Origin of the sequence: Paenarthrobacter sp. CM16, assembly GCF_013179505.1 — a bacterium.
Lineage (GTDB): Bacteria > Actinomycetota > Actinomycetes > Actinomycetales > Micrococcaceae > Arthrobacter.
This window is the reverse complement of the sequence record NZ_JABMCX010000276.1, coordinates 1-6,287: the sequence shown is the minus strand read 5'-3', so window position 1 is coordinate 6,287 and position 6,287 is coordinate 1. Positions and strand designations below refer to the sequence as shown.

At 59.1% G+C, this 6,287-nt stretch carries 4 protein-coding genes; 1 reads left to right on the top strand and 3 read right to left on the bottom strand.

What is annotated here, in order from left to right; genetic code table 11:
• Positions 1 to 421 (top strand): site-specific integrase (locus HP499_RS19350; protein ID WP_172325782.1); only part of this gene is annotated, 421 nt, incomplete at its 5' end.
• 621 nt (positions 422 to 1,042) lie between these two features.
• On the opposite strand, the gene HP499_RS19345 is transcribed toward HP499_RS19350, so the two are convergent.
• From HP499_RS19345 to HP499_RS19335, 3 genes are all read right to left on the bottom strand, one after another.
• On the bottom strand, positions 1,043 to 1,597 hold the full coding sequence (locus HP499_RS19345; protein WP_172325783.1) for a DUF805 domain-containing protein: 555 nt from the start codon (positions 1,595 to 1,597) through the stop codon (positions 1,043 to 1,045).
• A gap of 704 nt (positions 1,598 to 2,301) precedes the next feature.
• Positions 2,302 to 2,682, bottom strand: a complete 381-nt coding sequence (locus tag HP499_RS19340; RefSeq protein ID WP_172325781.1) for a hypothetical protein — start codon at positions 2,680 to 2,682, stop codon at positions 2,302 to 2,304.
• Between the two features lie 707 nt (positions 2,683 to 3,389).
• Positions 3,390 to 6,287: RHS repeat-associated core domain-containing protein (locus HP499_RS19335; RefSeq protein WP_305849750.1), on the bottom strand; the 2,898-nt coding region annotated here is incomplete at its 5' end.

Below are 6,287 nucleotides of genomic sequence, written 5' to 3'. Positions count from 1 at the left end.
TCAACGTCAACGGTCACGTCGTCGTCGGGACCCCCAGATGCATGAAGCCCGGACTGTGGTTTATCCGGAATTTCTGGACCAGGCTGTTGAGGCTGCTTGCAACGGCAAGAAACGTGGGGCAGGCCTCTGGGGGGAATGGCTTCTACCACTTCGCCCAGGCAACTCCGTCAGCGGGTGGTTCGGCTACGCCGTAAAGCGGGCTCAGGCGAACGACAAGAATTTTCCTCGCGTCACTCCCCACTACCTCCGCCACACCGCTGCGTCCCTTGCAATTAGCGTAGGCGCGAACGTCAATGCTCTACATCACATGCTCGGTAATGCGTCCGCAGCGATGACGCCGGACCGATACGCGGACCTGTTCGAGGACGACCTTGATGCAGTATCTGCTGCCCTTTACAAGGCCAGGACAAAACACACCTAGCGGTAACTCAGCAGTAACGGAATCTCTTTAAGAGGGTGTTTGAAGGTGTGAGCGGATGTGTCCGGTACCGCGTATTCTCGGGGATTACGAGGATATCCCCTTAGTTCCGAGGGTGTCCATATGGGTTCAAATCCCACCTCACCGCCAATGAGAAAGGCCCTTGTTCCCTTTGTTTATGAGGGAGGCAGGGCCCTTCTCATTGCCCAAATCAGGCTGGAAGCACATTTCGGGCACACCCGCCAGAGATACGGTGTGATCTAGAGCGTCTGAAACTGAGTCCAAGTCCCCGTCAAAGAGATCCGCGTAGACGTCCAACGTCATTGCGGCCGAGCTGTGGCCAAGCATTTTTGGACGGCCTTCACGCTGGCGCCGGCCGACACGGCTAAGCTGACAGCGGAGTGCCGGAGATCGCGCGGAGCGATCCTGAGGATCCCGGAACGCTTCACAGCGCCAGCAACCAGCTCATGTTGTCCTCGTGCACTCGTGGCAGCCGCATATGGTTACCGTCCTTGCCCGGGAACACCAGGTCATGGCGGCCTTCCCCTTCACACCGAGCCGCCAGCTGGTCGCTGAGGAATCGCGGGAAAGGGACAGTACGCTTCTTGTGATTCTTCGGGCCCGTCAGCGAGGGTCGAAGCGCCGACCTTCCGCCTTGGACGGCATAAGCGCCAGAATCAAAACAGCCAGTCCGCCGACCATCGGAACAAGCCCAACGAACGCAAGCGGACCCGCAAGATTTGCATCATGCAAACGCCGCCAAAGCAACGACAGCTGCGGCACCACAATGGCCAGCCCCAGAACAACGACGAGAATGAAACCTACCACCATGAGGCTTCCAGTCGGGGCATTCACAATACCAGGAGCGGCCTCATAGAACACTTCTTTACCGGTGGCCGGATCGAAACCCATGGATTGCACCTTAGGGTTCTGTTGAGCCCAGGCAGTACTGGCCACGAACCCGACAGTCATCACGAGGTATGGGACCACCATCACCAGGAAAACGAAAAGCTGACTCCACCAGAACTCACTCCGCGAGGCGCGACCCGCGAACTTCGCATATTTGGCAAAGAACCGCTTTACCGACTTACCAAACGACGCACCATAGAGAGGACCAGCCAGCGCGCCCGAACCTTTAACCTCCGCAACGCCTCCGCCTGCAGGATCAACAATCTTCATATCCATCTGTCTTCATGTCCTTCCCAGAAATATCTATAGAAACCAACAAACAACCATCTTCCGAACGCAGACGTTCTGCGCCCGATAATCTCTTCCGTAGAAGATAACTTGAATGAGCAGAACGAATAACCACTGATCAGAAGTGGAAACCTCACGCATCTCCGGAACTGCCCAGGTGCACCCGTTAGGCACGCTGTGACTCGAGCTATCCCAGCATCGCGTCAGTCGCCAAGGCAAGCCTTTCGACCCTCAAAACTGATGAGCGGCAGAGTGCTACTCACCTAAAATATCCACTCTCATCCAGCACGATCACGGCTAGAAATGCCTGGAAGGAAATACACACCAGAATGGTAGCTGGGCCCGAAATAAAAACCAGCGCACGCGCCTGGCCACGAGTTGGATGGGTCCCCAATAACCGTTCAGAAATCCAGAACAGGAGTATCCCCAGTGCGGACAGGAGTAGAAGTAGCACTGCAGGAATCGATCCGCCGTGATAGGCTACTTCGGCACTCAACGGAGCATTAAAACGAATATGGTAATGCCAAGGCTAACCAAGATGCCAAGCAGACACATGACGTCCAGGTAGTTACTTGTCTTTTTCTCCAATCGAATGCTTCCTTCCATTAGACCTCCTCGCCGACCCTCCTTTTTGGCGGCTCAAGCCATCTGGGGCCCTGAACCCAAATACCGTCACCAATTGAGCATTAACGCTCTTCTCCGGCGGTCAGTGTCAGTCCAACCAATAGACCGAGAGGACAGCCCGTCCACAGCGCACCACCCGTCAAGCCGATCACCGGGATAACATTAGAAAGAGCAGCGAAGGCTAAGCTGCCTAAGATGATGGTGGCACCAAAGGACAGCGTGGCGGCGAAGTTGGATTTCCAATACGTTACAAATCCAATGCCAAGGGCGCTAGCAATAAGGACAATAATGTTAGCAATCCACACGGATATTCCAAACTCTTCAGTCCTATTTACGCACAGAACCAGCATGAGAACTCCCGATATAACGACCCCGGTCCAGTAATACCATTCCGGAGCGACTCGTTTGCTGGGGATTGCCTTTTTGTCGCTTTCATTCTTCATTTACTTCGTCCACATTTCATCGGTGTAAAAATTTGCACCGCTTCCTATCAGTGCATTAGCAACCAGAACAACGGAACCTATCCACTGCCGAGGTAAGCCAAACCGATGAAACAAAGAACCAGCAGCCAGACTGGCAAGTAATGAACCAGCTCCAGCAACACTGTGTCATTCGGCACAAACACAATCGCTGAGAGCGTAGCCAATAAAACCACCCCACAGAAGATCAGGGAGTTCCCTCAAGAATTTCGCCGCTCTTTAGTCATGACAGCTTCGCTGCTTGCTGTGCTATTTAATTTACATTGTCAACCACATCGAAGCCCACACTTATCGCTGTTCACCAGCAGTTAGGGTCAGTCCAATCATGAACCCGAGACCACAGCCCGCCCATAGCGATCCGTACGATGTCGCAATGACCGGAAGTATGTTGGACAGAGCCGCTATGGCTAGACTGCCTAGGACAATTGTGCCAACCAAAGTATTTATGGAGGCAAAATTTGAACTGACATATGTGACAAACCCTATGCCGGCAATACAAATAAACAAGACAATAAAGTTTGTTAACCAAGCGGATAAGCCGAACTCGTCAAATCTATTTAGGCAGGTAAAAATCGCTATAAGACCGGGAATTGTCACGCTCAGCCACTGGTACCAGTAGGGCGTCAATCTTTCACGAAGGGTGCGGTTCCCGGCAGTCTCTTTAGTCATCCTTATTTCCATGCTCCATCGATCATTCCATTCGTTCCGAGTCCAATGAGCGAATTAGTTAAGTCTGTAGTCATATTGGACTTCGTAAAATACTCAATAGGCGAAGAGGTGCTAGTTCCAATAAGATCAGCGTAACCCTGTGATGAGTTTCCCCGCGAAGTAGAAACACCCGTAGAGAACACTCCGGCCGTAGTAGAAGAAACCAGAGACTTGATCGGATCAAATGCTTCGCCATTCACACCACTCTTGAGCATGTCCCCCGCGAACCCGGCGCCTGTGTTGACGCTCGCACTCAGGAGAAACTGGGCGCCTTTGCCCGTAACGTGGCCGGCTGCTGGACTCAGTGCCCCGCTGATGACACCAGTGGAGGCACCTCCAGCTGCGCTACCCAACAGTCCTTGTGCTGTCCAGGGACCTCCCTTCTGAACGCGCTCGCGGACGTAATCGACGGTTCCCGTGACACCACCTGCTGCCCCGCTACCTACCATGTCCTTCAACAAATTAGCGCCGAACCTCCGTGCCATGACTGCGGCATTGCCTGTGGCACGAGTCAACGTCGAAGTCGCAACATTTGAAGCCATACTTCGCGCAGCTTGGCCCGCCACCAATCTTCCAACAACCAGTGAAGCAGACTTAGTAACCATCATTCCCACGCCACCGCCGGCTACACCCATAACACCGCTCCCGATGGCATTACCCCAGTTGACTTGGCCGGTGGTTGCTTTTTGGATGACGACGTCGGCGCCGAAGCTCATCAATCCCATGCCCGCGAGTTGTCCGCCGGGGACGAACATCAACACGGCCCCGCCGACCACAGCGGCCCCTCCGACGACGTATTCCCAGTTGTCTCCGAGCCAGTCTCCGGTGGCGGCGATGGCGCCGCGGGAGGAGCCGTCGTAGGCTTTCAGGTCGGTGTCGGTGAGGGGTTTCAGGCCGGTGGGGTCGGTGGTGTTGAGGGGGTTGTTCCCGGCGTAGGAGTAGGGGTTCCCGTCCCAGCCCGCTCCCAGGACGGGGGCGAGGGGGTCGGTGGAGAGGAATCCCCGGGTGGACGGGTCGTACGCGCGTTTGCCGAGCCATTCGAGCCCTGCGAAGTCGATCCCGCCACCAGCGGTCAGGCCGATCCCGGCGGGCAACACACCACCGAACCCAGCAGCGGAACCAACCCCTGTACTGGTTGTTGCGGGGCTGCCCGGGTTGGGGGTGGTGGGGGTGCCGAGGACGGCCCAGGGATCGTGCTGATCAGTCGGGCGGGCGGCACGCCACCCCGGCGCGGTCCACGCGTCCCCGATGCCGGTGACCCCGCCGGGCAGGGACACCACCTGGGTGGTGTTGGCACCGGCGAGGGTCGGCACGGGCGCGGCAGTGTCCCACCACAACGGTGTGCCGTCCACGGTGGCGAGTTCACCGAGCGCGTCGACGTGGAGCCGGTGCCTGGACACCTCTCCCCCGTCCGGGTCTTTTTCGATGGTTCCGGTGAGGTAGCCGGTAGGACCCCAGGCGTATTCGGTCCAGGACCCGTCCGGGTCAATGGCCCGCACCCGCCGGCCCAACCCGTCATACATAAACTCGGTGACCGAACCGTCAGGTTCCGTGACAGTTAGGAGTTGCCCCGCGGCGTCGTACTCAAAGGTGCGGGCCCCGGTGGGGGTGGTTTCGCGGAGCAGCCGCCCACCGGCGTCGTACTCCCACCCCACCACCGAACCCGACGCCTCCGAGCCAGTCACAGTGGTGGTGGCGGAGACCATTTGCCCGGCAGTGTCGTACCCGTACCGGGTCACGACCCCGCCCCTGGACAGGCCGGTGATCCGGCCGCCGTCCTCACGACCGATCAACGTCACATCAGCAGCACCCGGAGGGTTGGTGCCGTTGTCGGTGGTGGTGCGGGTGTGCTCGACGAGTGCCCCTCCCCGATACACCCACTCCTGGGTGTAGTTCCCGGCGGTGGCGGTGGTGATCCGTCCGGAGGGGTCGTGGGTGAAGGCCGCGTCCCCGAGCAACGGGTTCGAAACCTTCACGACCCGGCCCGCGGCGTCGCGGATGTAGCGGGTGGTGCCGGCCGGGGTGGTGAATCCGGTGCGGTTCCCGTCACCGTCATACTCCCACCCCAACACCTGACTCCCGGTCCCGGTCCCGTTGCCGTTGCCGTTGCCGTTGCCGTTGCCGTTGCCGTTGGATTTTCGGGTGAGGAGGCCGCGGCGGTCAAAGCACAGTTCGTGCTCCACCGCATACCCCGCCCCACTCAGGTGGTCGGTGATGACCACCCGCCGGCCAGCCACGTCACGTTCGATCGCGGCGATCAGGGCACCGTCCACCGAGGTGGACGCTTCCCGGCCCGCGGCGTCGTAGGCCCAGGTGGTGGTGCGCCCGTCCGGGTCCGTCTGCGAGAGTTGCCGACCTGCCGGGTCATAGGTCGCCGTGGTCACCCGGCCCAGCGGGTCCGTCACCGAATCGACTTGGTCCGTGGCCGTATACGTGCGGGTCGTGACCCCACCAGTGGGGTCGGTGATGCGGGTGAGCCGGCCGCGGCTGTCGTACTCGAACCCGGTCCGGCCCCCCACCCCGTTGATCGTGGCCCCCAGTTCCCCGGCGAGGTTGTATTCGAAGCGGCGGGTCCCGTACCAGGAATCCTGGGCAAAACTCAGCCGCCCAACCTTGTCGTACCCGTACCGGGCCGTCCCGTCCCCCGGCGTATGCTTCGCGGTCAACCGGCCACACGCGTCGTAAGCGAACGTTTCGACCTCCCCGGTCGGCAGTCTCCTCGCGGTGAGGCGCTGGTCGACGTCGTAGGACAGTTCCGTGACCGCCCCGACCGGGTCAATGCTCTTCCACGGGCGGCCGCAGTGGTCGTACTCGAACCGGGTCACCGCCCCCGTCGGGGAGGTGATCGAGGTGATCTTCCC